This is a genomic window from Bartonella florencae (assembly GCF_000312525.1).
GTDB lineage: Bacteria > Pseudomonadota > Alphaproteobacteria > Rhizobiales > Rhizobiaceae > Bartonella > Bartonella florencae.
Genome location: NZ_HE997453.1, coordinates 96,312 through 122,014 on the forward strand (window position 1 = coordinate 96,312; position 25,703 = coordinate 122,014).

Consider the following 25,703-nt stretch of genomic DNA (forward strand, 5'->3'; position numbering starts at 1 on the left):
TTTATTTTAGAAAATCCAATCCCATTTCACGATAACGTTCCGGATCACTGTCCCAATTATCACGCACTTTCACAAAGAGAAAAAGATGAACTTTTTGATCCATGATTTCCATTAATTCTTTACGTGCTGCTTGACCAATCGCTTTAATTGTATCGCCTTTTGATCCTAAAACTATTTTCTTCTGGCTATCACGTTCTACATAAATAACTTGGTTAATTTTAACGGAACCATCTGAACGCTCTTCCCAGCTCTCCGTTTCAACTGTTGAAGAATAAGGGAGTTCGTCATGAAGGCGAAGAAAAAGTTTTTCGCGCGTAATCTCAGCAGCAAGATGACGCATAGGCATATCCGAAATTTGATCTTCTGGATAATACCATGGTCCCTCCTGCATCATGTCACTCAACGCATGAAGCAAATCCTTACAACCAGAACCATTTAGAGCGGAAATCATAAATGTCTGCAAAAATTTCACATGCTCATTTATTTTGGCAGTTAACGCTAAGAGAGACTCTTTTGCAATTGTATCAATCTTATTAAGGACGAGAATCTTATCTTGTTTAATATTCTTTACAATATCTAACATTGTATAAACGTCATCCGAAAGACCATTTTGAACATCAATCAAAACTAAAAGAACATCAGCCCCCTTAACACTCCCCCAAGCAGTAGATACCATCGCGCGCTCTAACCGCTTATGAGGACGAAAAACACCTGGTGTGTCAACCAACACGATTTGCGTATTATCATGAATGACAATACCGCGGATTAAAGTTCGTGTTGTTTGTACCTTATGCGTTACAATTGAAACCTTTGTCCCAACTAACTGATTTACTAATGTCGATTTGCCAGCATTTGGCATCCCAATAAGTACAACAAAACCAGAACGCGTTTTCATAACGTCATCCATGATTACTTTTTCCCATTGTTTCCCATATTCCTTCTCGTCGTAAAACTTTTTCAGCTGCCATTCTTTCGGCAGATCTTTTAGAACTGCCCTGCCCAATCTCTGGAGCAAAACCAACAATGCTTACCTCTACCATAAAAACAGGATCATGATCTGGACCCGAACGCTTTATAACGCGATAATGTGGTTGTGCATTACCCTGCATATGAGCCCATTCCTGTAACTCTGTTTTTGCATCACGCCGACCAGCATCCATTTCTTTTGCTCGGCTTTGCCAATATCTTTGAATAAAGGGGCGAACGCTCTCCAATCCTCCATCTAGATAGATCACAGCAATTAAAGCTTCTACCACATCAGCATGCATATTGATGAGTCGGCGCCCCTCGAAATTTCTCATCTCAAAACCAACATGGATCATATGAGGCAACCCCATTTCTCGCGCAACATCGGCACATGCATGTGCATTCACCAAACCATTGAGGCGCACCGATAATTCGCCTTCACTTGCCTGTGGGAAAAATTGATAGAGCATTTCTGCAATCAAAAGCCCCAGAACCCGATCTCCTAGAAATTCCAACCGCTCATAATTCCCTTGTTCCGAATCTTGGACACTAGAATGTGTTAATGCTCTTTTTAACCTCTCTTCATCTTTAAAGCGATGCCCCGTCAGCTTCTCAAGCTGATCAATTATTGGACGCTTCATTATTGTTTCCTTGTTTGATAAGCGGCAAATCATGAACAGTATTGATGAAAGAAAACAAACGATTCCAACGTACATCTAATGGCCAACGCCAAAGCTGCCAAGCACTTGAACCATTACTAATAGAGAAAAAAATCACACTTGCTCGACCAACCAGATTCTCCTCTGGAACATAACCTACATCCAAACGACTATCGTCTGAATTATCGCGATTGTCGCCCATCATAAAATAATGACCTGCTGGAACTTCAAAGACTTCTGTATCATCAACTTTTGGAATAAAAGCTAAATCAAGTGTATCATAGCTCACACCATTGGGCAGTGTCTCACGATAGACGTCAACAGGGTCATTAACCTCCGTTATATCAGAATTATCAATCTTCCCCATAAAATGACGTGAAACAGCCTCGTCATTAATATAAAGAACACTTTGACGCACTTGTATACGATCACCTGGTAATCCAATAACACGTTTTATATAATCAATCTTTGGATTACTTGGTAAACGAAAAACAGCAACATCGCCACGCTGAGGCTGAGATGCCCAAATCCGCCCCGAAAAAAGAGGGGGAGAAAAAGGAATAGAAAAACGAGAATAGCCATATGCATATTTTGAAACAAACAGATAATCGCCTACAAGTAAGGTAGGACGCATAGAACCGGAAGGAATACTAAAAGGCTGAAAAAAAAGTGTACGAATAAGCGCTGCTAACAATAGAGCCTGTATCAAAACCCAAATGAATTCAAGAATTCCACCTTTTTCTTCCTTTTGACGCATTTTCTCTTTCTCAATCATTATAGACACCCTTCCCATTACAGATATAATTCATCTTTTATCATAATGTTCAAATAACAAAAGTACAATCTCCCACAATATCTATTCACGTGGAAGTGCTTCAATAATAACAAATGCTTGCGCCCAAGGAAAATCATCCGTTATACTTAAATGAATGATAGCTTCATAAGAAAGAGGCAGTAATTTTTGTAAGCGCATTTGCGCACAACCTGTTAGTTTCATGATTGGCTTTCCGGATGGTAAATTTTCCACTCCCATACCTTTCCAGCTTACACCGCAAGCAATACCTGTTCCTAAAGCCTTAGCACATGCTTCTTTGGCAGCAAATCTTTTGGCATAAGAAGAAGATCTTTTTTGAAGACTTTCAGATTTGATCTGTTCAATATCAGTAAAAATGCGTTGAACAAAACGATCGCCATAACGAATCAACATTTTTTCGATGCGTCTTATATCAACAAGATCATTCCCAATACCGATGATCATAAGGTATCATCCGTTTTTTTTTGCCACATACGGTTTTTGTTTATAATCTTTTGATATCGCTTCTTTTGAAAACGGGAAATTGCTCTATAAACACCTATATAAGATAAGCTACCCCAAATAGCCCCCAAAAGGGTGCCACCTAAAATCATTGGTCTCATGATTGAATCCCATGCTCCCTTGAAGAGTAGAGAGATATTTGAAAGTGTCAAACCATCAAAGAGGGTGCGAATTTGCGAAAGAGAAGTCTCATTTACATTGCTAAAAAGTGATAGAAAGAAATAACCGATTTTATAATCAGCTATAACAATGAGCAAGAATGTCAGTGGATTAGAAAAAATCGTTCCAATAATTGCTGCTGCAAAATTTGCCCGTAAAACCCAAGAAAAAAATATTGCCAAAAGAATATGCATGCCAAAGAGAGGCGAACAAGCTAGAAAAATGCCTATGGCAAACCCCAATGCAACTTCATGCGGTGTTGCTGATATACGCAAAATACGTTTACGTATGTAGCAAAATGAGCGAGAAAATGAACGACGTGGCCATAACCAAAGCCGAACACGCTTTATAAAATCTACTGGTTCTCGACGACGAAAAAGCATATGCCTCTCAGTATACATCTTGTGACAATGAAATAATTCGCATAGTTTAAATAGGTTTATCCAAGTTTTTTGCAAAAAAATAGAAAAACAATTAAATATTTCGACTCCCCGGCTTGATCGCTGGAAGTGCTGCAATTTCAGCAGGAAGTGCATCACTAGCATAAGATGCTATCTCATATTCAGCAAGTGCAATCAACGGAACTCCAACATCAACCTTACCACCAGAACGATCAACAATACATGCACTGGCTAACACATCTGCTCCTGCTGCAACCAGAGCATCAACCGTCTCACGAATGGAAAGACCTGTTGTTACAATATCTTCAACAATCACAACCCGTGCACCCTTTTTGATTTCAAAACGACGCAACTCAAATATACCATTTACACGCTCTACCCACAGAGACGGAACCCCAAGATGACGTGAAGTTTCATAGGAGGGAATAAGACCACCAATCGCGGGACCAACTACATAGTCAATTTTTCCTTCAATAGACTTTTTAATTTTTTCAGCCAATCCACAACATAACTTTTCTGTTAAATCAGCATGCATAAATACTTTCGCTTTCTGCATATAAATAGCACTATGACGACCTGATGTTAAAATAAAATGTCCTTCCAAAATAGCATCTGCTTGTTTAAAAATATTAATCACATCTTGTGTATTCATCGCGAAATCTTTCTTCTTCATCCATGAACTCGTCGTACTGCGCTAACCGAACCTGCCTCTTTTAACTGAGAAAAAATACGATTTAAATGTTTTAAATCCCAAACTTCCAAATCAAGCATAACTTCTGTAAAATCTGGTGCTGTATGAATAAAAGATAAATTTTGTATATTGGCATCATTGGCAGAAATGACTTGAGTAATTTCAGCTAAAGAACCAGGGCTATTAACAGCCAAAATATTAATCCTAGCTGGGAAACGTTCATTCATTTGGGCATCAATATCCCAGCGAACATCAATCCATCGTTCTGGCTGATCATCATATGCCATCAAAGCCGAAGATTGTATCGGATAAATAACAATTCCAGCACCGGGTTGCATAATACCAACAATCCGATCCCCCGGAACAGCACCTTCAGGAGAAAACTGTACAGGAATATCACCATGAGTTCCCCGAATAGGTAATGCTTTGGATTGATGTTTCTGTGCAGTTGCATCCTTTTCATTTTCTGGAACTTTAAAAATCATACCTTGAGCATTTTCAATATTAAACCAACCTTCTTCTCCAGGCTTAAAAGATGACTTTTGTACGACACGGTGATCTTGATAATCAGGATAAATTGCTTTAATTACATCAGCAGAGGGTAACTCACCACGTCCTACAGCAGCCAATACATCTTCTACATCTTTGCGTGCTAAACGTGGTAAGACTTGTTTGAGAGCGTCTTTTGAAAATTGTTTTCCTACATACTCAAATGAACGCTCAAGTATACGATATCCAAGACCAGAATATTGCTTACGTACCGCTGCGCGGGTTGCGCGGCGAATGGCTGAACGTGCTTTACCTGTTACAACGAGAAACTCCCACGCAGCTGGTGGAATTTGTGCTTGTGAACGTATAATATCAACTTCATCACCATTTTTTAATTTTGTTATTAAAGGCATAATACGACCATTGATTTTTACCCCAACACAAGAATCACCAATATCAGTATGGACCGCGTAAGCAAAATCAATAGGGGTAGCGCCTTTTGGAAAGGCAATCAGTCGGCCTTTGGGCGTAAAACAAAAAACTTGATCTTGAAAAAGTTCAAGCTTTGTATGTTCTAAAAACTCTTCTGGGTTATCTCCGTCTGACAAAGATTGAATCGTTTGACGCAACCACGCATAGGCATTGGTTTCGTTTGATAACTTTGAAATCGAATAATTGGAACCGTGCTCTTTATAAATAGAATGTGCAGCAACGCCATATTCAGCAATTTCATCCATAGCAGCAGTTCTAATCTGTAGTTCAACACGTTGCCTCGAAGGGCCTACAATCGTTGTATGAATGGAGCGATAATCATTCTGCTTTGGGATAGAAATATAATCTTTAAAACGACCAGGGACCATTGGCCAGGTCGTATGAATGACACCAAGAGAACGATAACAATCATTCACTGTTTCAACAATAACGCGAAAGCCAAAAATATCAGATAATTGTTCAAAGGATAATGCCTTACTTTCCATTTTACGAAAAACTGAATAAGACTTCTTTTGACGACTTTTAACATCTGCTTTAATGCCATTCTCGAAAAAAAGTTTTGCTAGTTCATTTTCAATCCGAGAGAGCAAATCACGATTGCGCTTTGATAATTCAGAAAGCCGATTGGTAATCGTACGATAACCTTCTGGATTTAAATACAAGAAAGAAAGATCCTCTAATTCCTCGCGCATATCTTGCATACCCATACGACCTGCAAGTGGCGCATAAATATCCATTGTCTCCTCAGCAATACGCCGGCGTTTATCATCACGCATAACGCCAAGGGTGCGCATGTTATGAAGACGGTCAGCGAGCTTGACTAAAAGAACACGAACATCATCAGAAATAGCGATAAGCAATTTACGGAGATTCTCTGCTTGTACTGCCTTCTTCGATACAAGATCAAGCTTATTAAGTTTTGTGAGTCCTTCCACCAACTTACCAATTTCAGACCCGAAAAGTTGATCAATTTCTGCTCGTGTAGCACTCGTATCTTCAATTGTATCATGCAAAAGAGCAACGGCGATTGTTGCTTCATCTAACCGCATATCCGTCAAAATAGCAGCAACTTCTAAGGGATGAGAAAAATAAAGATCACCCGAAGCACGCCTTTGATGACCATGCTTTTGCATTGCATAATCGTAGGCTCTGTTTAAAAGAGATTCATCTACGTCAGACTTGTAACGTTGAACACGTTCAACAAGCTCACACTGACGCATCATACGAGTATATCCTTTATCTTCTCACAATTTAATCCTTATTGAATACAAACATCCCATCCATAAAGACCAGAAAATAACAACTACTGCATGACAATGTATATCCTCTCCCATAATATAAATCGCTGTAGTTAATAATCGTCACTCTTCTCCGGAACAACCAAACCCTCAATACCCGCTAAAAGCTCTTCTTCCGACATATGATCGAATACTCCCCCCTCTTCTTCCATTGATGCTCCCAAAACACTTTCAGCTTCCCCTGAATGCGTGATCAGCTCACTTACCGTTTCTGGTTCATCTACTTCCACATGTTTTTGCAACGAATGAATAAGATCTTCTTTTAAATCGGCAGGTGATAATGTTTCTTCTGCTATTTCACGCAAAGCAACAACCGGATTTTTATCATTATCACGACCAACTGTGATCTGTGCCCCCTGTGAAATCTGACGCGCCCGATGCCCAGCTAAAAGCACTAACTCAAAGCGGTTATCGACTTTATCAATACAATCTTCTACAGTTACGCGGGCCATTTATGCTTCTTTCTTAAAGATTAAAAATTTTTCCTAATAAGAGCAGAGTATATACAATAAACAAAATAAAACACAAGAAAAACAATGCAAGCTTTCATATTTTTTGCTAAATGATTTCATTAAAAATCTTTCGCTATAAGATAATCTCATACACATTATTTATGATAAAGTATTCATTTAAATCAGAAATATTGTCCCATTAAATGTCGTCTTCATATCCATTTTAATTTATCGAATAAATCACTGAATAATTGTCTCTCTTTGAAAAATAAAGCAATATTTTATGTTAAACTCTGTTATTAAATAATTCATCTATATTCATTATGGTTGTTCACAAAAACATGATCCATCATATATCTCAAAATAATTTTTATAAAAAATGATAAATGCTGCTCCATGAATAACCAATTCACACCGCTTTGCCCAGAACCACCTCAAAATTGTAATCTATGCCCTCGCTTGCACAATTTCATTTCTGACTGGCGCATGAAAGAACCACACTGGTATAATGCACCTGTGCATCCATTCTTTCCCTATAAAGGTGCAACCACAACACGACTTCTCATTGTGGGTCTTGCTCCTGGACTGCGTGGAGCAAATCGAACTGGGCGCCCGTTCACTGGTGACTATGCTGGACACTTACTTTATTCCACTCTCAAAAAGTTTGGCTTTGCCCAAGGTACTTTTGAAGAAAGAGCCGATGACAGTCTTGAATTGATTGATGCTGCAATTGTTAATTCAGTTCGTTGTGTGCCGCCAGAAAATAAGCCCACTGGTGCAGAAATTAATACTTGCCGATATTTCTTTGCACCTCTTTTAACAAATCTTCCCAAACTCAAAGCTGTTGTTACCCTCGGTACCATTGCACATCACTCAACATTGCGTGCCCTCAATGCAAAAATTTTAGCTCATCCCTTTGGGCATGGAGAAGTCAATAATATTGGCAGATTACGTATTTTTTCAAGTTATCACTGTTCACGCTATAATACCAATACCGGCCGCTTAACGGATACTATGTTCCATCAGATTTTTGCAGCAGCGAGAACATATCTAGATCAATGCTAAAAATAAAGGATAGTAGTTCCGTTATCCATATCTCTTTAAAAGTCTTGCTTTTTCACGTCCCCAATCACGTTTCTTTTCCGTCTCACGCTTATCGTGAAGCTTTTTCCCACGTGCCAGAGCAATTTCCAACTTAGCGCGCCCTTTTTCATTAAAATAAAGTTTGAGAGGAACAAGTGTCATTCCTTCACGAGAAGTCGCGTTTAAAAAACGTGCCATTTCACGCTTTGAAATTAATAACTTACGCAAACGACGTGGCTCATGATTAAAACGATTAGCTTGTGTATATTCAGGAATATAGCTGTTCACCAACCATAACTCCCCATTTTCAAAACTGGCATAACTTTCAGCAATATTTGCATGATTAGAACGCAAAGACTTAACCTCTGCGCCCTGTAACACCAAGCCAGCTTCAAGATTATCGAGAATCTCATAATTAAAACGTGCTTTACGATTATCTGCTATTATTTTTCGTACTGGCGCGTTCTTTTTTTTACTCATGGCAACCTTATAATATCTCGTCTTTAAGCAGTCCTGCATGGCAGAGGGCTGCATCAATAATTTCCTTTGTGGTATCTGTTAGTGGAACGATTGGTGAACGAACAGCGCTCCCACAAATCCCTAATTTTCCAGCAGCATATTTTATACCAGCAGGACTTGGTTCAATAAAGACTGCACGATTGAGAGGCATCAAACGATCATTTAATTCAAGTGCTGTTTTATAATCACCACGCAAACAAGCAGCTTGAAGCTCTGTACAAAGCTTTGGAGCAACATTGGATGATACCGAAATGCACCCCACACCTCCATGTGCATTAAAACCTAATGCCGTACTATCATCACCGGAAAGCTGTATAAAATTTTTACCACATTTTTCACGTTGTTCACTAACACGCTCAATTTTGCTCGTCGCGTCTTTAACACCAATGATATTTTTGAAATTCTGACACAGATCTCTCATGGTTTCCACAGCCATATCGATAACAGAACGACCGGGAATATTATAAATTATAATAGGTATAGAAATAGCTTTCGCAATGGACGAAAAATGCTTGTATAAACCAACCTGATTAGGCCTGTTATAATAAGGAGTGACAACCAAAACTGCATCTGCACCTGCCTTTTGTGCATGTTGGGCAAGCTCTACAGCCTCACTTGTGCTATTTGAGCCTGCTCCAGCAACAACAGGAATGCGCTTGGCAACCTGTTTAACACACAATTCTATAACCTGTTTGTGTTCTTCATGACTTAAAGTCGGCGATTCACCCGTTGTTCCAACAGGACTTACACCATTAATACCTTGTGCAATCTGCCACTCAATAAAATTGCAAAATGCCTTCTCATCAATAGCACCCTTATCATCAAATGGTGTGATAAGTGCAGTGATAGCTCCCTTGAGCATGATAAACTCCCTGTAATGTTCTCTTTATTTTTTAATGGCCTTATAAATTACCCAATGATAGAGCATAATCTTGCTCTATCATTGAAGCAAGATGAATTTCAGAATAACTCTCTCAAGATTTAACATATATCTCCTTCAATTCTGAATATCTCTTGAGATGATTAGCGCACATTAACCCGTTTTTCACGCTTCTCTTATAAAAATTCTTGATGTTCCTCCAATAGCAAGGTCTCTAGGTTTTTTCTTATGCGTGCATTTTCTGCTATTTTTTGTCTACAAACCTTTACTGCACTTATACTGGCGACAACAATTTTATTTTCAAGTACGTGTTTATTTTCAACTACATGGGCTAAAACACCCCTTGTACATGGGAAAGCACCAATCCCTTTGGTTCGTCCCAACCCCGTTGCCCTAAAAAAAGAAGTGCCAAAACCTTTTAGACAGGTTCACACAACACACCCTCCTACGCCCGATAATAATTCTACTCTCAAGCAGCTTAAAGCCGGTTTAGAAGCGTTTTTAAATAACAATATTGCAAAAACAATAAGTCTTCGTAATTCATTGGAAAAGAAGAGCCTTGATCGTCATATTTTAACATGGGTAATCGCTATATCAAATCAAGCCAACATACCAAGCTCTGAAATATTCAATGCAATAAAAGAGTTAAAAGGATGGCCAGGCATAGATATTATGCAACGTAATGCTGAACGTGCTTTTATCAACGAAAACAATTTCACACACGTCATTCTCCAAAAATTTTCTCATCATCCCCCTTTAACAGTACAAGGTATGGCTCGGTTTGCAAAAGCACTTATTGCAACAAAACAAATCGCCCATGCTCAACAAATTATTGCACCGTGGTGGCATAAAGCAAAACTCAATGCAAAAGAAGAAGAGCTTATTCTTAAAAATGCAAGCGCTGTATTAAAACCTATAGATCATCTGAAACGTATGCAATCTATGCTTTACGCTCATCGCTTTGATTCAGCAGAGCGCGTTGCAAAATTAGCCCGTGCCCAATCTCTTTTTAATGCCTTTGTTGCCGTTGAAAAAAATGATCTTAGAGCTGCACAAAAATTAAGTTTTGTGGAGCGTTCATGGCAAAAACATCCCCTTTTACAATTTGCTCAAATCCGCCATCTTAGACGAACTGGACAATATAATGCAGCAGCAACACTTATGATGAGAACACCAAAGGATGCACTAAAATTTATGGATCCTCATGCATTATGGAAAGAGCGACGCGCCCTTTCTCGCGAAATGCTCGATTTAAATAAACCTAAAATCGCTTATCAACTCGTTGCCATGCACAATAATATGACATCTTTATTAGCAGTGGATGCTGAATTTCACGCAGGATGGTATGCGCTACGATTTCTTCATGATCCTAAATTGGCAATGCACCATTTTTCACGTATTCCTCAATTATCTTCCGCACCTCTTTCCTTGTCCCGTGGATACTATTGGATGGGACGAGCTACTGAAACACTAGGAGAACATAAAAATGCCCAGAATTATTTTCATCGCGCCGCCCATTTTGGTGCAACTTATTATGGTCAATTAGCAACTTCACGTCTTAATCAAAAAAAACTCGAAATTTCTTTTCCTAAGCCAACAGCGACTGAACGACAGCGGTTTAGTACACGAGAAGCTATTAAAGCAATTAAACGCCTTGAAACAGCTGGGTATGCTAATCTCGCTAAACTCTTTTATAAAGAACTCGGCGAAAAAATAGAAAGTCCTGGCGAACTAGCTCTTCTCGCTGTGATGGCAGAAAAAAATGGCGACTATTATACAAGCCTCAAAATTGGAAAAACGGCTGTTTTTAAAGGTAAAAATGTTGGTGCACTTTCCCATCCTATAGGTGCTATACCAAGTTCTGCAAATGTTTCTGGCGCAGGACAAGCGCTTGTTTATGCTATTGCCCGTCAAGAAAGTGAATTTAATCCAACAGCCATATCAAAAGCAGGCGCACGAGGTATACTCCAGTTGTTACCTACTACAGCAAAAACACTCGCAAAAAAATATTCAATGGCATGGTCACCTCAAAAATTAAACAGTGATGCTAGTTATAATGCAACATTAGGTGCCTATTTTCTAAGCGAACAATTGGAACGCTTTAATGGATCTTATATCTTAACTCTTATCGGTTACAATGCAGGAGCCCGTCGGGTTGATGAATGGATAAAACGTTATGGTGATCCTCGAGGACAGTCTCTTGATAAAGTCATCGACTGGGTTGAACGTATTCCCTATACAGAAACACGTAATTACGTGATGCGTGTCATGGAAAATTACGGAGTTTACAAAACAAGACTGACTGGAAAAACGGATATAAAAGCCGATCTTCTTTTCGGCCGGTGGAAATAATCCAGTCTCAATTCACCCTTAAGTCGTTCATTCTTGTTTCTCAACTCGTAAACAACAATATTGTGGTAATGAATTAGGAAAAATCTCAGCTCCTCCTGAAAATCAACTGAATATCAAAGATACTCTGATAATTTTATTGACTTTTGATGGTGGTGGTGGAGGAAAAGAGCTCACACGTTGAAGCACCGCTATGGCTAATCGATCAAGTTCTGGATCACCAGCGGAAACCACAACGCGACTAGAAAAAATATTCCCTTGCTCATGCACCCTAAATTCTAGCTTCACTGTTCCTTTTGCACGACTGACACGTTGTCCCACAACATAGTTTTTTTGCTTTTCTAATTGCGCTTGTACTTTTGCCAACCATTCTATTAATAGTGCATCTTCACGTGTTACCGCATCACCACCCTTGAAGGTGTTAGAAGAATGCTTGGCTTTTATAGTGGAACGCTTTGCAACAATCTTTGGTATCGTTTTTTTGATGTGTACTTCATGTTCACTTTTTTGAGGTGAAAGTTCTTCCGGTTGATCCTCATTCACGGCTTCCAACATCTCTGATTCCTGCTCTGGAAGATCAGGCTCCAATATTTCTGGCTCAGTGTTAACATTTGATAGATCCGTATCAATATTAGCCGAATCTGTATCAAAATCCGGAGAAAGAACCTCTTGAGTAAAAGTCAGCATAATCGGGAAAGAGGACGTGCCATTACTTACACCGGCACTGTAAAAGTAAAACTGTACTCCCAATGCTATATGCAAAGAGAAGGCACAAATAAATCCACAAATCCAAAGAGCTAATAATCGCCTTGTATTTGCAAAAAACATACTTTTCCGCCACTATTCTAAGCTTAATAGTTGTTGTTAAAATTCATTAAAACAGGCTATTTAAAAAATGCAACTTTTTTCTTGACTGATTTTGTCATATTTAATATGTTTTCAGCGTGGTTTTGTGCTCAATAAATCACTTTATGTTTGGCTGGCTAATTTGTGATCTTCTTAAGTCAAACGTTTTAATGAATTTTAAGCTGGAGGGGGTTGTTAAAATAAAGGTTATTATGTGTTATGCAAATAAAACAAAAAAACATCCATAAAAGCTGCGTGATTTTAAGTGCTTTGTCGGTCTGTGTACCTTCATTTGTTTTTGCACAAAACAGCAATAAAGATGCTGTGACTGAGCTTAAGCCGATTGTTATTAAAGGGAAAAAAATAGAAGATGCTTCTGGTTCAGTAACTATTTTGACTGATCGAAAAACTGCTAGGGATATTGATGAAAAACAAATAAGTGATGTTCATGATGTTAGTCGTCTTAATCCATCGGTTGCCTATAACTCACTCAATAACAGTTTCGTGATCCGTGGTTTAAATGCAAACCGTATTCTTACAACAATGGATGGCATTTCTGTTCCATGGTTTGATGACATATTCCGTGGAAATGGTGGAAACACGACTTTTGATTTTAGTGCACTTTCTACGTTTGATATTATTCAAGGTTCGGATTCTAGCCTTTATGGATCTGGTGCCTTAGGGGGAATTGTTGCTTTGCGTACGCTTAATCCTGAAGATCTTATTCGTGACGGAAAAAATTGGGGAGGCCTTACAAAAGGTGGCTACCACTCTGTTGATAACAGTTGGCGTGTAGATCAAGCTATTGCGGTGCGTGCACAACAAACATTTTTGCTTTTTCAAGGATCTCATGTGGAAGGGCATGAGCGCAAAAATATGGGAACTGTAGGAGGGTATGATGGGCGTACACTTAAAAACCCATCCAATTTTGACAAAAACAATTTGCTCTTTAAAATTCATCAATATTTGAATGACCGTCACTGGGTTGGTTTTACTGCGGAACGTTTTGCTCATAATAGTAACACACATTCATTAGATGCATCTAAAAGATATGCACAAGGTTCCGTTTATGATAAAGATAATAAAAACCGTGAACGCCTTTCTCTTTCTTATAATTATAATGGTAATGGAGATGCTATTCTGGATATGTTTCGTGGGCAGATTTATTGGCAAAGACAGTCAGATCGTCACATTATGACTGGCTTTCGTCTATCGGCGCCCAACGGTGATTACTTAAGAGATAATTTTTTGCGTAATACCAGTTATGGTTTCAATGCTCATGCTCTTAAAAAGGCTTATATAGGCACTTTAGACCATACGTTAAAGTTTGCTACGAGTGCTTCGTCATCTAAATTTCATCACTATTTGTTAGGTAAAGATAATTGTCATTTGCCAGAAAATGCACGGGGGTGCCTTTTTGTTCCTGCTAATCGATCGGATTCACCAGACACAAATAGTTACAATATTGGTTTTGCTTTCGAAGATGAAATTGGATTGGCTGATAATCGTTTCCGCATAACACCTGGGGTTCGTTATGATTGGTACAAATATGTCCCTCAAAAAACTTCTGCTTATGAAAAAGCTCTTATTTCTGATAAATTCCCTCCAGAAAGAACTGGTTCGCGTCTCTCTCCTAAATTGCGCATGGAGTGGGATATTCGTCAAGTAACGTTCTATGCGCAATGGGCGCAGGCTTTTCGTGCACCACGTGTTTCAGAACTTTATGTTTCTTATATTAAACCCTCTGCTTATTACTCGAAAGGAAATCCTGATCTGAAAGCAGAGACAAGTAATGGTTATGATTTTGGAATACAATATGGAAATGTGAATTTTGGTGGTTCTTTTGGTGTCTTTATTAACCAATATAAAAATTTCATAGATACCGAGGATAGAGGGCCATCTGAAGAATTCAGATTTGCGCGTCGGCATTATGTGAACCGTTCGCGCGTACGAATTTTTGGCGCTGAAACAAAAGCACATTTGGCTTTGCAAAGTGGTTTTCATAGCAATGTTGCTCTTGCCTATTCACAAGGAAAAGATCTTGATAAAAATCAATATCTGAACTCCATACCGCCTTTGAAAACAATTATCGGGCTAGGATATGCTGCGGAAGCTTGGGGTAGCGATATTATGCTTACTTTGGCAGCCAAGCGTGATAAAGTTGCTGAAGAGTCTGATTACCAAAAAGTTCCAGGATATTATGTCGTGGATATAACAGGGTGGTGGAAGCCATTCGGTGAAAATGGGCCTGTTGTAAGAGCTGGTGTTTATAATCTTTTCAATGCAAAATATTGGAATGTATCAGATCTTCCTTCAGGTAAAAGCTCAACACCAAAGGATTACTATAGTCAACCTGGTCGTAATTTTAAAGTGTCATTCGTGCAAAAGTTTTAGTCGTTTCTGTTAACTCTTAAAACAATGGAAATTTGTATCGATAAAAGGGTAAATTATTGTCTTTTGATTCTTATCATTCTTTAAATCACAAAGAGTTGAAAGAAACGCTTTAACTATTCTTCACTTGTCGCCTTTCGTTTGTTTTGTTGTTGATATAAGAACTTAATTTAGTGATGGGTTGAATCCTCTGTTGAGAGTGATTCAATCTATTGTCTTGAAGTTGTAAAATTTTGAAAGTTAACTCTGTACAAATATTAAGGAAGGTCTATGTCATATACAGCTGAAACGATTATTTGTTTGCGTGAAGAAAAAAAAGAAATGCGAAATCGTGATTTTGCGGTTTCTATTGGTATCTCTGAGGCAGAACTTATTGCTGCCTATTGTACCATTGGAAAAGCAAAAAAACTCAAAGCGGATGTTGCAACTTTCTTAGAAAATGCTCCTCTGCTTGGAACAGTTATGGTGTTGACACGCAATGAATACGCTGTTCATGAGGTAACTGGATGTTTTGAAAAAATTGTTCAAAGTCCACATATCCCTATTACTCTTGGTGAAATTGATTTGCGTATTTTTTCAAAACAATGGAAATTTGCTTTTGAGTATGATGTCATTATTCTTGGAAAGTCTGCAAAAAGTCTGCAATTTTTTGATCAATATGGTATTGCCATCTTAAAAATTTATTCTAGAGACACAACAAATATGAAAGAATGGAATAGACTGGTTGAAAAATTGCTTCATGAAGACCAATCATCTGTTCTTGATGTTCTTCCACTTTCTATTCCAAGTCAATCTAACACTACAGAATTTGATGTTGAACAATTCAGAGACCGTTGGCGGAACATGACTGATGTGCACCAGCTTCATAAGATTATTTCTGAGTTCAAAATTAATCGACATGATGCTGTAAAACATGCTGGTGGTGAATTTGCCAATGAAGTGACAATAGAATCTGTTGAAATGATGCTCAAGGAAGTTGCAAAGCAAGAAATACCTATTATGTGCTTTGTTGGGAACAGAGGATGTATTCAAATTTTCAGCGGGCAAGTAAAAAATATTAAACAGATGGGATCATGGCTTAATGTTCTTGATCCTAAATTTGATTTACATTTACTCATTTCTGGTATTGATCGTGTATGGTATGTTCGTAAACCTACGAGTGATGGTTATGTTAGTTCACTTGAGATTTTCGATAAAAATGGTGAGATGATTGTTCAATTCTTTGGTATGCGAAAGGAAGGGCAAAAAGAACGTGAAGATTGGCGCTCATTATTAAGTAGTCTGCCTGCCAGTCAAGAAGCTATTGTTGCATAGAAAGGTAAAACTGGATATGATTGCACTTTCTTTACAGAGATTTTTGAACATTTTTTCCGTTTTTGTACTATTTTCTCTTATCTCCTTTTCTCAACCAGTCATTGCTGAACCTACAACGCACTTTTCTGAAAATGCAAAGATTGTCTCTATCGGTGGTTCTCTTACAGAAATTGTTTATGCACTAGGAGCTCAAAATCAACTTGTAGCTCGTGATAGTACAAGTGTTTACCCGCAAGATGCACTCAAACTTCCTGTACTTGGATATATGCGTGCTCTATCACCTGAGGGAGTTTTATCACTTGATCCAGAGGGCATATTACTTGTTGAAGGAAGTGGTCCTGCTTCAACAATTGACATCCTTAAGAAAACTTCTATTCCAATAGTGATTGTACCAGAAGACTATTCTCGTGAAAATGTAATAGAAAAGATTCGCGTCGTTGGTAAAGCCATTCATCGTGAAGCACAAGCTGCTGTATTAATTCAAAAAATAAGTCGTGATTTTGTAGATAATGATGCGCTTTTAGCGAAAGTAACAAAACCAAAGCGTGTTCTTTTTGTACTCTCTGTGCAAAATGATCGCATTATGGCCTCTGGAACAGGTACTGCTGCCGATGCGATGATAAAGCTTTCAGGTGGTATCAATGCCATCAGCGATTATGAAGGATACAAGCTATTAAATGGTGAGGCATTATTAAAATCAAATCCTGATGTTATTTTACTTGTAAAACATAGTAAAAAATCCACGAACCTTGAGAAAATTTTAGCTATACCAGCAGTTCAAGCAACAACTGCTGCAAAAAATCATGCCATTAAACAGATGGATATCATGTATCTGTTAGGATTTGGTCCACGCACTGCGGAAGCATCAAGAGAACTTATTAACATCTTTTATGGTGCAAACGAAAATGGTAAGAATTAATACAAATGGTAGATGAGACATCCGTAATATATGCATCTAAAATAAAAGCGAATAAAAAAATAGATCGTGCATATTTAAAGAAAATTATATTATTGATTCTTATCGCATTTCTCATTTGCAGCGTTTTTGGTGGACTTTTGAATGGTCCCTCAAAGGTTTCTTTTTTTGATTTTCTTCATATAATGCTTACACAAGATTTTTCAGTAAGTAGTAAGACCCGCGAGTACCTCATACTTATCGATATTAGGCTTCCTCGTGTTATTTTAGGATTATTGGTTGGATCATCTTTAGCTGTCTCTGGTGTTCTCATGCAAGGATTATTCCGAAATCCTCTTGCAGATCCTGGAATTGTAGGCGTATCAGCAGGTGCAGGTCTTGGTGCCGTTTTGGCAATTGTTGTTGGTATTGCCTTTCCCATCTCATTTGCCTCTTTTTTAGAACCTTACAAAGTTATCATAGGAGCTTTTTTTGGTGGTCTGCTCTCAACAATTGTTCTTTACACAATAGCAACGCATCATAGTTTTACTTCTATTGCAACAATGCTTCTCGCAGGTATTGCTCTTGGTGCTTTGAGCAGTGCTGTTGTGGGAACTCTCATTTTTATCGCAAATGATCAACAATTGCGTGACATTACTTTTTGGAATCTTGGCTCTCTAGCGGGTGCTACATGGCTGAAAGTTTGGCTTATTTTCCCTTTTATCTGTATTGCTCTCCTTTTTTCACCCTTTTTATCACGAGCACTTAATGCTCTTGCTCTTGGAGAAGCTGTTGCTGGCCATATTGGTTTTCATATTCAACGAATTAAAAACAGTGCTATTTTCCTTGTTGCCCTCATGTGTGGTAGCGCAGTTGCTGTCAGCGGTGGTATTGGTTTTATTGGTATTGTTGTTCCACATATTTTACGCCAGTTAATTGGTCCAGATCACCGCTATCTTATTCCTTGCTCTGCTCTTTTGGGCGCGGCACTGCTTATTTTTGCTGATACATTTGCACGCTTAATTGTTGCCCCTGCAGAATTACCAATTGGAATTGTTACGGCACTTGTTGGAGCACCTTTTTTCCTTTGGATCCTGATAAAAAAACGGGGAACAAATTTTTCATGATTGAAGCAACCCATATTTGCGTTCAACGCAGTAAAAAACAAATTCTTAATCATATTAATCTTCAAGCTAAAAGCGGTGCTTTTACTATCATTATCGGTCCCAATGGATCTGGAAAAAGTACTTTTATCAAAGCGTTGAGTGGTGAAATTCCTTATCGTGGGAAAATAACATTAAATGGTCATGATGTTAGCCAAACAAAAGCTTCTGAAATGGCGAAAATGCGTGCAGTACTACCACAATCAACAGTGCTCGTCTTCCCATTCTTAGTTCATGAAGTGGTCGAGCTTGGGTCTTCTATAAACCAATACACCATTACAAAAACTAAAATGCGAAGCCTTACTCAAAAAGCTTTGGAACGCGTGGGACTTGTTGATTATGCTGATCGATATTATCATCAACTTTCAGGAGGAGAACAGGCTAGAGTGCAGCTTGCCCGCGTACTTTGTCAGATCTGGGAACCTGTTTGTCATGGCATTCCTCGTTGGATGATACTAGATGAACCTATTGCAAGCCTCGATATCCAACATCAAATTGTCGTTATGGATATTGCTAGAGATTTTGCCCGTTGTGGTGGTGGTGTTCTTGCCGTTCTTCATGATCTTAATCTTGCGGCACATTATGCAGATAAAGTGATATTGCTAAAGCAGGGAGAAATTTATTCTGAAGGAAATGCTTCTACTGTTTTGACAACACAAAATCTGCGCGATGTTTATCATTGTTCCTTAGTTGTTTCTGAATTGCCTAAAACAGATGTTCCATTTATACTCCCTCAAACAGCATCCTGCTTATGATGGTGTATAATCTTTCAGAGATTTATTTGCTTAAATCCAAGAGTTAAAATACACAGAAAAATGAAATGAGGAGAGAGATTGAGGAATTATCATCAACTCTTTTCTCTATGAGAGCTGTCTTATTTTTGAAAAGGAAGCGATAGGTTTAAGAACATTTGCGGGAAAACTATGTGTTTCAGAGCTTTTAAAGCTTTATTTGATAAAAACATATGAGAATTTTAGGAATTATTTCTCTATTCTTACCACTCTGGTCTTTATAAAATAATGTAAGAAATACATGAAAATGCCTCTGTCATGAGAATAAGGTATAAAGCGAAGTGTATTCTCATCATTATTTTACTTCGGATTCGCTAAAAGTCTCGTAGCTCTCTCTCATCCTTATTCATAACTTTGTGGTATTATCTTCCTCTTTTTAGCTCATATTAAACAATGCTATAATTTTATATACTCTCCAAAATGCTTCACAAAAAGATCTCTTGTCATATCAGTGAGAAATCAAATTTTTAATGACCTTTTTACGTATTTTTTTATCAAATCACACACTTATAAAGTAAAATAATTTATAGTCCACTTCTTGGTCAATAGTTGATATCCTTACTCTGCATAGTCTTTGAGATGATGTCTTAATTGCTTTAAGAGTTTTCATCCGTTCCAAATGTCTTTTTTAACTACCTCTGCCCCTTTTTTATTATTTACATAAAAATAACGCGGAGTTAGTCCGCGTTAATAATACCTTCAATAGGGGAGAGATTATTCATTATTCAAAAATCTTATGACTTTATAGCATAAACAACCGTTGCATTAACAGGCCGCGTTTCTGTTTCACCCGTCGCAGAAATAGTTACTTTGTGCGTATGCGCACCAGCTGATTGAGTGTTCCCCGTAATGATTTCATAGTGATAAAAAGGATTCCTTCTCCCAATGTCATTGGCACCCCATCCAATTCCACTATATTGAAACCTATGCGTATGTTCACCAGCCTCTTCCATGGTGCAAATATGCTTATGCGATTTCATGCTATCTTGCTGCTCATCGGCAAACTGTCTATCCGCGTCTAAACCACGACCATTATCAAAACCGCGTAAAAACATGCCTCTAAAGTCTGGAACTTTAAAAGTCGTATCGCTGTCTTTTCCCCATTTATCGCCTATTGCCCTGAATAGTCGCGGATAATCTTTACGCTTATAGGTCGTACCATCGCATAAAAGCCAACCATTTGGCACTTCTTGCATAGCAAATGTAGCAATAAATCCGCATGGAAAAGTCTCTACCTTTGGTGGTGGAAGAGGTGTCGGATTTAAGAGATACCAACCATCTCGACCTTCCATTGAAACATCGCCATTATATACCATTTCATAAATACCATCTGTTTGTAGCTCTCCCCCTTCTAACGGTATAACACCCGTATGAGTGGCTTTATAAATATGCTTCTCTCCTATACTATTCACTGTTATTGTCGTTGTACCAATATTCACACCACGCGCTTTAAAACGTATGATGATATCATTTTTGTACTTCTCTATAGGTGAAACTGTTTTCAACGTGATTAATGTTGTTTTCTCTTCCGCATTGACCATAAAATTTGAATTAATAGAACCGCCATTATCGGTAAGATATTCACGCACACGCTGCATCATCGCCCGTGCGCTATCATTGACCGAACTGGGAGGCTGGCCTTCTGCCCAATTAATGATATTATCTGAATGCGCATTTTCATCTGCCTTTAGCGACCAATCATAAATATTAGACATTATACTCCTCCGTTATTCTTAATAACTTTTCTATGCACCAAAGAATAATTCCCCTTTGTCACCTTTCGTTGATACATCATGTCCTTCTATGTTATCTGTATTTACTCAATTTTATTTCTTTTTGCTCCCTCCAATGAAGTAAACTAATTTCGCCCCAGTTTTTTATAATGCAAACATCAAAGTATCCATTTGCGGTGTAAGGATCTCATCAGACATTAGCTTTGTTGTGCTGTTGTAATTCTGCGACTTTATTTAGCAATTTTGCGTCTTTTGTAAATTTTACAAATATTGTTCATAAAATCCCTTTTGAAAATTTCATATGGCCTTTCTTGAAGGCAACAATTTGTTAGATTTATAAAAACTGCTCATATATTTGAAATTTTTATCAGCTATATTAAATTTATAGCTATTACAATAAGTTAGTGATTTTTCACCAGAAAGATTTTATAGGATTTGCCCTTATCTTTCTTCGCTATATTTTGAACAAATAACTTTTGTCTTTTGACCTATTCTTGCAAAACTTTTCTTATTTGTTTTACTTCATCTCTAGTTTTTAAAGAGGTTATAATTTTTTTCTGTTATCTGTATCAAACAAATTTTGAAAAATTTGCCCTAAATTCTTTACACAGTCCATCATGTTTTTATGTGTCTATAGAGAGCTCTTAAAAGACATCTTATTTTATGAAAGTTGTTTCTGAAAATGTTTGCCAGATAAACATCAAAACCTTTTTGAACGCCTGCTGTTCACAGTCTAGCACCTCATAGAGCATAGCATTCAAGAGAATAAATTCCCTATGTTTCAATTTAAGAATAATATAACTTCACTATACTAGCGATGCCTTATATACCTTCATTAAATTTGAAGGATATAAATTCCTTTAGGTGAATTGAAAAACGGCAAACCTGCACCCCACCCTCTGCAAAATACACACTATTGATCTTTGAAGAATCGGAATCGCCCATTGTTGTTTCACACTTAGTACGATCACTTATGTATAGCATTTTATTATATATAGATTTTTTTTGCAAGATTAATAAACTCTTCTGAACAGAACCTGTACAGTTATTGACTTTCTCTTTCTGCATGGCAAGAAAAAAATAAAGATTCTCCAGACTGTTATGACAACATCATAAGTTCCAAAAAATGTTTTTCTATTTGATCTGAGCAAGCAATAATATTTCAAACTCTATTGAAAATGAAATAGTCATGTACATTCAAAGCAACAAGAGCTTTACATAAAAAGCATTGAGAACATATTATAGGGCTTGCAATTTGTTAGATAATAATAAGTTCAAGATAATATGCCTCATGATTTCAGAAACAAAACTATCACCATTTAAAAATTTTTCGCTCAATAGAAAATAGTATAACATCTTTTTATAAAAAAATACTGATTTCTGAAGATACACCTCTAGATCAGTAAAAGAGCTATATGGAGAATAACAATTCATGGAAGAGCCAAACATAAATCCCATTGTTTTAGTAATGAATTTTGCTCTTACCGTTTCTTTATAGAAAACTTTCTTATTCTTGCTCACTACGTCACACTATCTGCTTTTGTTCCTAACAAACTTAGAAAAATCGTTAAAAACATATCTTTGCGATTGACAATATAAATATTTAAGCCAACCATGTCTTTGCAAATAAAAGCTCTTTGAAGGGGGAAGACAAATAATATGAGAGTTGTTGCACCAATCTTTTCAATAAAACTTCTTAATATTTATTTGAAGTGTCTTGGTATTAAAAGCATTCTTATACCCTCTTCATTCAAGAAGCTATCATTGATGATTTGAACATATTCCCCCTCACCCCACAATCTGTTTTTGAACTCTGTGTTTATAAGGAAAAAGTTTATGCAGAAAAAGATTCCATCAATCAGTTGCAGCCCCTTTCCTGCCTCACGTAAAGTTTATCAACAAAGCCCTCTTTTTCCTGATGTACGTGTTCCATTGCGTGAGATTTCATTGACCGATAGCAGTGGTGAGGAACCTTTAAATATTTATGATACTTCTGGCCCCTATACAGATAAAGATATGGTCATTGATATTACAAAAGGCTTGCCCAAAATTCGCTCACCTTGGCTCTCTAAGCGCGCTGATACTGAATGTTATTCTGAACGATCAGTGAAACCGGAAGATAATGGGTTAAGCTATGATGCAAAACCTATACCTTCCTTTAAACAAAAACGCCTTATTTTGCGCGCAAAAAATGGCAAAGCAATTACACAGATGGCATATGCACGTGCGGATATTATTACAGAAGAGATGGAATATGTCGCTATACGGGAAAATGAAGGCCTCACAATAAAAAATCAAAAGAGAGTACAATCAAATAAAACATCAAACGGATCAATACCAGAATTTTATAATGCAGAATTTGTTCGCAATGAAATTGCCTGCGGGCGTGCTATTATTCCTCAAAATATCAATCATCCAGAATGCGAACCAATGATTATTGGACGCAATTTTCGTATTAAAATTAACGCTAATATTGGCAATTCAGCCGTAACATCCTCTATGGCAGAAGAAGTTGATAAAATGGTTTGGGCCATTCGATGGGGAGCAGATACAGTTATGGATCTCTCAACAGGACGGAATATTCACAATATTCGTGAGTGGATTATTCGAAATTCGCCTGTTCCGATTGGAACTGTTCCTCTTTATCAAGCACTCGAAAAAGTACAGGGTATTGCTGAAAATTTAACATGGGATATTTTCCGTGATACCCTTATTGAACAAGCAGAACAGGGAGTGGATTATTTTACCATTCATGCGGGCTTAAGATTGCCATTTATTCCTCTCACCATTGACCGCGTAACAGGTATCGTTTCACGGGGTGGTTCTATTATGGCAAAATGGTGCCTCCATCATCACAAAGAAAGTTTTCTCTATGAACATTTTGATGAAATTTGTGATATTGCACGTACCTATGATATCTCTCTTTCGTTGGGAGATGGATTGCGCCCTGGCTCTATTGCCGATGCTAATGATGAAGCTCAATTTGCTGAACTTAAGACTTTAGGAGAATTGGCAAAAATTGCTTGGGCAAAAGACGTACAGGTTATGATTGAAGGTCCTGGACATGTGCCAATGCATAAAATTAAAGAAAATATGGAACAACAATTAGAGCTCTGTCATGAAGCACCTTTTTATACTTTGGGTCCTCTTACCACGGACATTGCTCCTGGTTATGATCATATTACATCAGCAATTGGCGCTGCTATGATTGGATGGTTTGGAACAGCTATGCTCTGTTATGTAACGCCTAAAGAACACTTAGGTCTCCCTGATAAAAATGATGTGAAAACTGGGGTGATCACTTATAAAATTTCTGCCCATGCCGCTGATCTTGCTAAAGGTTTGCCCAGAGCGCAATTGCGCGATAATGCTCTTTCACGGGCACGATTTGACTTTAGATGGCATGATCAATTTAACCTTTCTCTTGATCCACATACAGCTTGCGCCTTTCATGATGAAACAATGCCTAAAGAAGCTCATAAATTGGTGCATTTCTGTTCCATGTGTGGACCAAAATTCTGTTCTATGCGTATTTCCCACGATATTCGTGAGACAGTCGTGAAAAAAACAAAAGATGAAGGGATGATTGCGATGGCAGAGAAGTATCAAAAGGAAGGTGAGCTTTATACGGAAGCCGTGCCTCTTCAAAAAAAGAGAGTAAACAGTTGAAAAACATTCTTATCAAAGGTGCAGGTGTAGGGGGGCTAACAGCCGCTTTTATGTTACAACAAAAAGGTTTTTCTATTACTGTATCAGCCCCACCTTCTTCTCCTATAGGAACGGCAAGTTGGTATGCAGGAGGGATGCTAGCACCTTACTGTGAAAGAGAAAATGCTGAACAAATTGTTGAAGATCTTGGCATACAAGCCATCGAATGGTGGCATAAAACACTCCCCCATTTGGTCATACGAAAAGGAACTTTAGTTATCGCACCTGCACGAGATAAGGTAGAACTTGAACGATTTTCAAAGCGGACACATCATCACAGAATTATCAATGGTGAAGAAATAGCGCGTCTTGAGCCCGATCTTGCAGAACATTTTAACCATGCACTTTTTTATGAAAATGAAGCACATCTTGATCCTCGTAAAGCGCTTATTGCTTTAAAAGAAAATCTTATAAAAAATGGAGCCTGTTTTGTTGATACCCAAACATCTGAAAAAAAATTTGATCTTATCATTGATGCGACAGGTATAGCACGTTTGGGAAAAGACAAAAATATCCGCGGTGTTCGTGGTGAAATGCTTCTCTTACGCAGTAGGGAGATTAAAATTTCTCGCCCAATTCGCCTTCTTCATCCACGCATTCCACTCTACATTGTGCCTCGAGAAGATAATATTTTTATGATTGGTGCAACAATGATTGAAAGTGACTTTGATGGTGCAATCTCTGTCAGATCAATGATGGAACTGCTCAATGCCGCCTACACGTTGCATCCTGCTTTTGCTGAAGCAGAAATTCTTGAATCCAGTGTTGGTGTTCGCCCATCTTATCCTGATAACTTCCCTTCCGTATGCAAAAATGGTAAGCATATTTTTATTAATGGATTTTATAGACATGGTTTTCTTTTGTCTCCAGAAATGGCAAAACGAGCAATAGAATTGGCATTGGAGTAGAGTATGAAAATATTTGTCAATGGCGAAATAATTCAAACAAAAGTTAGCACCCTTAAACTTTTGCTTGATGAATTGGGTTATAAAGGTAATTGGCTTGCTATTGCTGTTAATGCTGAAGTTGTTCCTATCAACGCGCGAGAACAATTCGTCTTACATGAGGGAGATAAAATTGAAGTTTTAAGTCCAATGCAAGGAGGATAA

At 37.8% G+C, this 25,703-nt stretch carries 22 protein-coding genes; 10 read left to right on the top strand and 12 right to left on the bottom strand.

Annotated elements, in window-relative coordinates; genetic code table 11:
* Position 1: 1 nt before the first annotated feature.
* The 8 genes from era to rpoZ form a co-directional block, all read right to left on the bottom strand.
* Positions 2 to 907 (bottom strand): GTPase Era, encoded by a 906-nt coding sequence (gene era / locus BN202_RS05920; protein WP_019219696.1) that lies wholly within the window; start codon positions 905 to 907, stop codon positions 2 to 4.
* On the bottom strand, positions 900 to 1,607 hold the full coding sequence (rnc, locus tag BN202_RS05925; protein WP_019219697.1) for a ribonuclease III: 708 nt from the start codon (positions 1,605 to 1,607) through the stop codon (positions 900 to 902). Before rnc ends, era begins: the two co-directional genes overlap by 8 nt.
* The gene (lepB, locus tag BN202_RS05930; protein ID WP_019219698.1) at positions 1,588 to 2,400 is read right to left on the bottom strand and encodes a signal peptidase I; all 813 of its coding nucleotides are present in this window, start codon (positions 2,398 to 2,400) and stop codon (positions 1,588 to 1,590) included. The genes rnc and lepB overlap by 20 nt, the downstream gene beginning before the upstream one ends.
* 81 nt (positions 2,401 to 2,481) lie before the next feature.
* Positions 2,482 to 2,883, bottom strand: a complete 402-nt coding sequence (gene acpS, locus BN202_RS05935; protein ID WP_019219699.1) for a holo-ACP synthase — start codon at positions 2,881 to 2,883, stop codon at positions 2,482 to 2,484.
* Positions 2,880 to 3,482 carry a DUF2062 domain-containing protein gene (locus BN202_RS05940; protein ID WP_019219700.1) on the bottom strand — a complete coding sequence of 201 codons (603 nt, stop codon included), beginning with the start codon at positions 3,480 to 3,482 and terminating at the stop codon, positions 2,880 to 2,882. Before BN202_RS05940 ends, acpS begins: the two co-directional genes overlap by 4 nt.
* 91 nt (positions 3,483 to 3,573) lie before the next feature.
* Positions 3,574 to 4,152 carry an orotate phosphoribosyltransferase gene (pyrE, locus tag BN202_RS05945; RefSeq protein WP_034987670.1) on the bottom strand — a complete coding sequence of 193 codons (579 nt, stop codon included), beginning with the start codon at positions 4,150 to 4,152 and terminating at the stop codon, positions 3,574 to 3,576.
* A gap of 17 nt (positions 4,153 to 4,169) precedes the next feature.
* Positions 4,170 to 6,395 carry a RelA/SpoT family protein gene (locus BN202_RS05950; protein ID WP_019219702.1) on the bottom strand — a complete coding sequence of 742 codons (2,226 nt, stop codon included), beginning with the start codon at positions 6,393 to 6,395 and terminating at the stop codon, positions 4,170 to 4,172.
* 128 nt (positions 6,396 to 6,523) lie between these two features.
* On the bottom strand, positions 6,524 to 6,922 hold the full coding sequence (gene rpoZ, locus BN202_RS05955; RefSeq protein WP_019219703.1) for a DNA-directed RNA polymerase subunit omega: 399 nt from the start codon (positions 6,920 to 6,922) through the stop codon (positions 6,524 to 6,526).
* Between the two features lie 396 nt (positions 6,923 to 7,318).
* Here rpoZ and BN202_RS05960 point away from each other — a divergent pair, with 396 nt between their 5' ends.
* Positions 7,319 to 7,987 (top strand): uracil-DNA glycosylase, encoded by a 669-nt coding sequence (locus BN202_RS05960; protein ID WP_019219704.1) that lies wholly within the window; start codon positions 7,319 to 7,321, stop codon positions 7,985 to 7,987.
* Between the two features lie 21 nt (positions 7,988 to 8,008).
* Here the strand turns inward: BN202_RS05960 and smpB are convergent, their stop codons facing one another.
* Together smpB and dapA are read right to left on the bottom strand one after the other, a co-directional pair.
* Complete coding sequence (gene smpB, locus BN202_RS05965) at positions 8,009 to 8,485, bottom strand: SsrA-binding protein SmpB (RefSeq protein ID WP_019219705.1); 477 nt, start codon at positions 8,483 to 8,485, stop codon at positions 8,009 to 8,011.
* Positions 8,486 to 8,492: 7 nt separating this feature from the next.
* A complete protein-coding gene (gene dapA, locus BN202_RS05970) occupies positions 8,493 to 9,386 on the bottom strand; it encodes a 4-hydroxy-tetrahydrodipicolinate synthase (RefSeq protein WP_019219706.1) in 894 nt (297 codons plus the stop codon).
* Positions 9,387 to 9,632: 246 nt separating this feature from the next.
* Here dapA and BN202_RS05975 point away from each other — a divergent pair, with 246 nt between their 5' ends.
* Entirely contained in the window at positions 9,633 to 11,756 is a 2,124-nt protein-coding gene (locus tag BN202_RS05975) for a lytic transglycosylase domain-containing protein (RefSeq protein ID WP_019219707.1), read from the top strand.
* 102 nt (positions 11,757 to 11,858) lie between these two features.
* On the opposite strand, the gene BN202_RS05980 is transcribed toward BN202_RS05975, so the two are convergent.
* Positions 11,859 to 12,581, bottom strand: coding sequence for an energy transducer TonB family protein (locus BN202_RS05980; RefSeq protein ID WP_019219708.1), 723 nt, complete (start codon positions 12,579 to 12,581; stop codon positions 11,859 to 11,861).
* A gap of 237 nt (positions 12,582 to 12,818) precedes the next feature.
* Between BN202_RS05980 and BN202_RS05985 the strand changes: the two genes are divergently transcribed.
* The 5 genes from BN202_RS05985 (at position 12,819) to BN202_RS06005 (ending at position 19,117) form a co-directional block, all read left to right on the top strand.
* Positions 12,819 to 14,993 carry a TonB-dependent hemoglobin/transferrin/lactoferrin family receptor gene (locus BN202_RS05985; RefSeq protein WP_019219709.1) on the top strand — a complete coding sequence of 725 codons (2,175 nt, stop codon included), beginning with the start codon at positions 12,819 to 12,821 and terminating at the stop codon, positions 14,991 to 14,993.
* Positions 14,994 to 15,260: 267 nt separating this feature from the next.
* Positions 15,261 to 16,304, top strand: coding sequence for a hemin-degrading factor (locus tag BN202_RS05990; RefSeq protein WP_019219710.1), 1,044 nt, complete (start codon positions 15,261 to 15,263; stop codon positions 16,302 to 16,304).
* 16 nt (positions 16,305 to 16,320) lie between these two features.
* Complete coding sequence (locus BN202_RS05995; protein WP_019219711.1) at positions 16,321 to 17,223, top strand: heme/hemin ABC transporter substrate-binding protein; 903 nt, start codon at positions 16,321 to 16,323, stop codon at positions 17,221 to 17,223.
* 5 nt (positions 17,224 to 17,228) lie between these two features.
* Entirely contained in the window at positions 17,229 to 18,326 is a 1,098-nt protein-coding gene (locus BN202_RS06000; protein ID WP_019219712.1) for a FecCD family ABC transporter permease, read from the top strand.
* Positions 18,323 to 19,117, top strand: a complete 795-nt coding sequence (locus tag BN202_RS06005) for a heme ABC transporter ATP-binding protein (RefSeq protein WP_019219713.1) — start codon at positions 18,323 to 18,325, stop codon at positions 19,115 to 19,117. Before BN202_RS06000 ends, BN202_RS06005 begins: the two co-directional genes overlap by 4 nt.
* A gap of 770 nt (positions 19,118 to 19,887) precedes the next feature.
* On the opposite strand, the gene BN202_RS06010 is transcribed toward BN202_RS06005, so the two are convergent.
* Complete coding sequence (locus tag BN202_RS06010) at positions 19,888 to 20,868, bottom strand: phage tail protein (RefSeq protein ID WP_019219714.1); 981 nt, start codon at positions 20,866 to 20,868, stop codon at positions 19,888 to 19,890.
* A gap of 1,854 nt (positions 20,869 to 22,722) precedes the next feature.
* Between BN202_RS06010 and thiC the strand changes: the two genes are divergently transcribed.
* Genes thiC through thiS form a run of 3 tightly spaced genes read left to right on the top strand, consistent with a single transcriptional unit; the run spans position 22,723 to position 25,703 of the window.
* Positions 22,723 to 24,555, top strand: coding sequence for a phosphomethylpyrimidine synthase ThiC (gene thiC, locus BN202_RS06025; RefSeq protein WP_019219718.1), 1,833 nt, complete (start codon positions 22,723 to 22,725; stop codon positions 24,553 to 24,555).
* The gene (locus BN202_RS06030; RefSeq protein WP_019219719.1) at positions 24,552 to 25,502 is read left to right on the top strand and encodes an FAD-dependent oxidoreductase; all 951 of its coding nucleotides are present in this window, start codon (positions 24,552 to 24,554) and stop codon (positions 25,500 to 25,502) included. Before thiC ends, BN202_RS06030 begins: the two co-directional genes overlap by 4 nt.
* A 3-nt stretch (positions 25,503 to 25,505) precedes the next feature.
* Positions 25,506 to 25,703: a sulfur carrier protein ThiS gene (thiS, locus tag BN202_RS06035; RefSeq protein WP_019219720.1), complete on the top strand. Its 198-nt coding sequence runs from the start codon at positions 25,506 to 25,508 to the stop codon at positions 25,701 to 25,703.